Raw genomic sequence first — 4,444 nt, 5'->3', positions numbered from 1 at the left:
ACCGCCGACCACCCAACTCACCCAACCCCTCCCCCAACACCACCCACTCACCAACCACCCCACCACCCAACTCAATCGGCACCCAGTCCACCCGGAAGAGCGAGTCCGCCCGCACCGCCTGCGGCACGGCCAGCGGACGGAGCCCCAGCGCGTTCACCACCAACACCGCACGCCCATGGGGGTCGACCACCTCAACCCCTATCTCCTCGGCGCCGCGCACCACCACCCGAGCGCGCACGGCCACCGCTTCCGAGGCGAACAGCTCCACCCCCGACCAGGCGAACGGCACCAACAGCCCCTCCGCCTCGGCGGCGACGGTGTGCAACACGGCATCCAGCAAGGCGGGGTGCACGCCGAAGCCGGCAGCGCTCAGCCCCTCCGGCAGCGCCACCTCGACGAAGGTCTCGGGGCCGCGTCGCCACATCGCGGTCAATCCCTGGAAGGCCGGACCGTAGCCGTAACCCCGCTCGGCCAACCCTCCGTAGAACCCGTCCAACTCCACCCGCTCCGCGCCCGCCGGCGGCCACACCCCTAGCTCCACGCCAGCAGCACCCGCACTTGCCTCAACCACCGCGCTGGCATGGCGAGTCCAGGGACCGGCACTCTCATCACGGGAGTGAACGGTGAGCGCCCGCCGCCCGTCCTCGCCCGCCGCCTCCACCCGCACCTGCAGCAACACCGCTTCCCGCTCGGCCAACAGCAGCGGAGACTCGAGCGTCAGCTCCGCGACCCGCCCGCAGCCCACCTCATCGCCCGACCGGATCGCCAGCTCCACGAACGCCGTACCGGGCAGCAGCACCTGTCCGTTCACCGCGTGATCAGCAAGCCACGGGTGCGTACGGAGCGAGACGCGACCGGAGAGGACCAGGCCGTCGTCACCCGCCAACTGCGTTACCGCACCGAGCAGAGGATGCGCGGCGGCGGCCAGCCCCAGCCCGGCCGGGTCGCCGGTCGTGAGGGTCGGCTCCGGCCAATACCGCTCGTGCTCGAAGGCATACGTCGGCAACTCCACCCGCCGAGCCCCCGGAAACGCCTGCTTCCAGTCAACAGACGCACCACTCACATACAGCTCACCCACCGCCGACCAGAACGACTCCGCCTCCCCCCGACCCCGCCGCAACGCCGCCACCACCACCGGCTCATCCAGCATCGCCACCAAGGCCTGGCCACCCAACTCCAGGAACCGCACCACACCCAGCCCACGCAGCGCCGCCACATCGTCGGCGAACCGCACAGCCTCACGGGCCTGGCACACCCAGTACTGCGGGGAGCAGGCCTCCTCGGACGTCAGCAGACCACCGCTCACGTTCGACACCACCGGCAACTGCGGCGCGCGGAACTCCACGCCTGCGAGCACCTTCCGGTACTCGCCCAGCATCGGCTCCAGCAAGTGCGAATGAAACGCATGCGACACCCGCAGGCGCTTGCACCGCACCCCCTCGGCCTCCAACTCCGCCACCACCACCTCGACCACCGCCTCCTCGCCCGACAGCACCACCGAGCGCGGACCGTTCACCCCCGCGATCCCGACACCGTCCCGGCCTGCCAACCGCTCAACAGCCTCCGCCTCCGACAACCGCACCGCCACCATCACACCACCCGCCGGCAACGCCTGCATCAACCGGCCACGCGCACCCACCACCCGACAGGCATCCTCCAACGACCACACCCCCGCGACATAAGCCGCCACCAACTCACCCACCGAGTGACCGCCCACCGCATCAACGCCGATCCCAAGCCACTCCACCAACCGCCACAACCCCACACCCACCGCGAACAGCCCACGCTGCGTGAACTCCGTCTGATCCAACCGCTCGTCCTCCCCGAACACCACCTCCCGCAGCCCGTCGCCGAACTCCGCACACACCTCGTCGAACGCCTCCCGAAACACCGGGAACGCCTCGTACAACCCACGCCCCATCCCCGCCCACTGCGCACCCTGCCCCGAGAACAACACCGCCGTCCTCCCCTGAACAGGCACCCCGCCCACCACCGCCTTCAACCCCGCCAGCAACTCCCCACGCTCCGAACCCACCACCACCGCCCGCCGCTCAAACCCCGCACCCACCGAAGCCAACGACAACCCCACATCCGCCAGCGGTAGTTCACCCACGAGCGACACCAACCGCTCCGCCCGCCCCCGCAACGCCCCCTCCGACCGCGCCGACACCACCCACGGCACCACCGCCGGCTCCGCCACCCGGTCCGCCGCCACCACCAACTCCGGCTCCTCCAGCACCACGTGCGCGTTGGTCCCGCTGATCCCGAACGACGACACCCCCGCCCGCCGAGGCTCCACCCCGCGCTCCCACGCCACCTCCTCCCGCAGCAACTCCACCGCGCCGGCCGACCAGTCCACCTCCCGACTCGGCGCAGCCACATGCAGAGTCCGCGGCAGCACCCCCGCCCGCATCGCCATCACCATCTTGATCACCCCGGCCACACCCGCCGCCGCCTGCGCATGCCCGATGTTCGACTTCACCGACCCCAACCACAACGGCCGCTCCGCCGAGCGCCCCTGCCCATAAGTGGACAGCAACGCCTGCACCTCGATCGGATCCCCCAACGCCGTCCCCGTCCCATGCCCCTCCACCACATCAACCTGACCAGCCGTCAAACCAGCAGCTCCCAAAGCCGCCTCGATCACCCGCCGCTGTGAGGGCCCGTTCGGCGCCGTCAACCCGTTCGACGCACCGTCCTGGTTCACCGCCGACCCCCGAAGCACCGCCAACACCCCATGCCCCAACCGCCGCGCATCCGACAACCGCTCCACCACCAACACCCCGACCCCCTCCGACCACCCCGTGCCATCCGCCCCATCCGAGAACGACTTGCACCGCCCGTCCACGGACAACCCCCGCTGCCGGCTGAACTCGCGGAACACCCATGGCGTGGCCATCACCGTCGCCCCGCCCACCACGGCGAGTTCGCACTCCCCGGCCCGCAGGGCCTGCGCCGCCAAGTGCAACGCGACCAACGAGGACGAGCACGCCGTGTCCACCGTCACCGCCGGACCCTCCAGCCCAAGGGCGTACGAGATCCGGCCCGAGGCGACGCTTCCCAGCGTGCCGGTGAGCGAGTAACCCTCCACCTCGGCCGTCGAGCCGCCCTCGTAGTCGTGGTACATCACGCCCGCGTAGACGCCGGTCCGACTGCCGCGCAACTCCACCGGGTCCAGCCCGGCCCGCTCCAGCGCCTCCCACGAGACCTCCAGCAACAGCCGCTGCTGCGGGTCCATCGCCACCGCCTCGCGCGGCGAGATGCCGAAGAAGCCTGCATCGAACCCGGCCGCATCCGCCAGGAACCCACCGGACCGGGTGTACGTCGTGCCCGGCCGCAGCCCCTCCGCGTCGTACAACTCCGCGAGGTCCCAGCCACGGTCGTCCGGGAAGTCGCCGATCGCGTCCACCCCGCCCGCCACCAGCTGCCACAACTCCTCCGGAGACGAAACCCCACCCGGATAGCGGCAGGCCATACCGACGATCACCACCGGATCGTCCTCCACCGCCAACGTCCGCACGGGGACCGCGTCCTGGTACGCCTCACCTCCGACCACCGATGCGCAGAGGAACCGGGCGAGCGCCAGCGGAGTCGGGTAGTCGAAGACCAAGGTGGCGGGCAGTCGCTCGCCGCTGGCGGCGGAGATCCGGTTGCGCAGCTCCACCGCCGTCAGGGAGTCGAAGCCCTGCTCCTTGAACGCGCGCTCCACGTCGACCGTCTCGGGGTCGGCATGCCCAAGGACGGCGGCCACCTGGCCGCGCACGAAGGCCAGCAGCACCGACTCGTACTCCGCCTGCTCCACTCCGCCCAGCAGTCGGCCGAACGCCGGTCCACCGTCGGCCGACTGCTGCTCGGCGCGCCGTCGCGCGGGCTGCCGGACCAACTCCCGGAAGAGCGGAGGCAGCAGGCCGGCCGCCTGCCGGGTCCGCAGGGTCGCGCTGTCGAGCCGAACCGGCAGCAGCAGCGGCTCGGCCGCGCCGAGCGCCGCGTCGAACAGGGCCAGGCCCTGCTCGGTCGGCAGCGGACGGATACCGGCCCGGGCCATCCAGCCGAGGCCGGCCTCGTCCAGGTGCCCGGTCATCCCGCTGGCCTGCTCCCAGAGGCCCCAGGCCAGCGAAACCGCCGGCAGGCCTGCGGCATGCCGCTGCACAGCGAGCGCATCCAAAGCAGCATTGGCAGCCGCGTAGTTGGCCTGGCCGGGGTTGCCGAAGACTCCCGCGATGGACGAGAAGAGCACGAAGAACGCCAACTCCTGGTCCACCGTCAGCTCGTGCAGGTTGACCGCCGCCTCCACCTTCGGCCGCAACACCCCCGCCAACCGCTCAGGCGTCAACGACTCGACCAACCCGTCGTCCAACACCCCCGCCGCATGCACCACACCCGCCAACCGACGCCCCGCCAACACCCCCGCCAACGCCTCCCGATCCGCCGCATCACACGCCAC

At 71.2% G+C, this 4,444-nt stretch carries 1 protein-coding gene; it reads right to left on the bottom strand.

All coding sequences use genetic code 11. From position 1 onward, the window contains the following. The coding region (locus tag ACFYNO_RS41080; protein WP_388023886.1) for a beta-ketoacyl synthase N-terminal-like domain-containing protein at positions 1–4,444 on the bottom strand (4,444 nt) is incomplete at both ends.

It is taken from the genome of Kitasatospora sp. NPDC006697, from assembly GCF_042869935.1.
GTDB lineage: Bacteria > Actinomycetota > Actinomycetes > Streptomycetales > Streptomycetaceae > Kitasatospora.
Note: the sequence above shows the minus strand (reverse complement) of the source record. Positions and strands in the feature narration are given on the sequence as shown.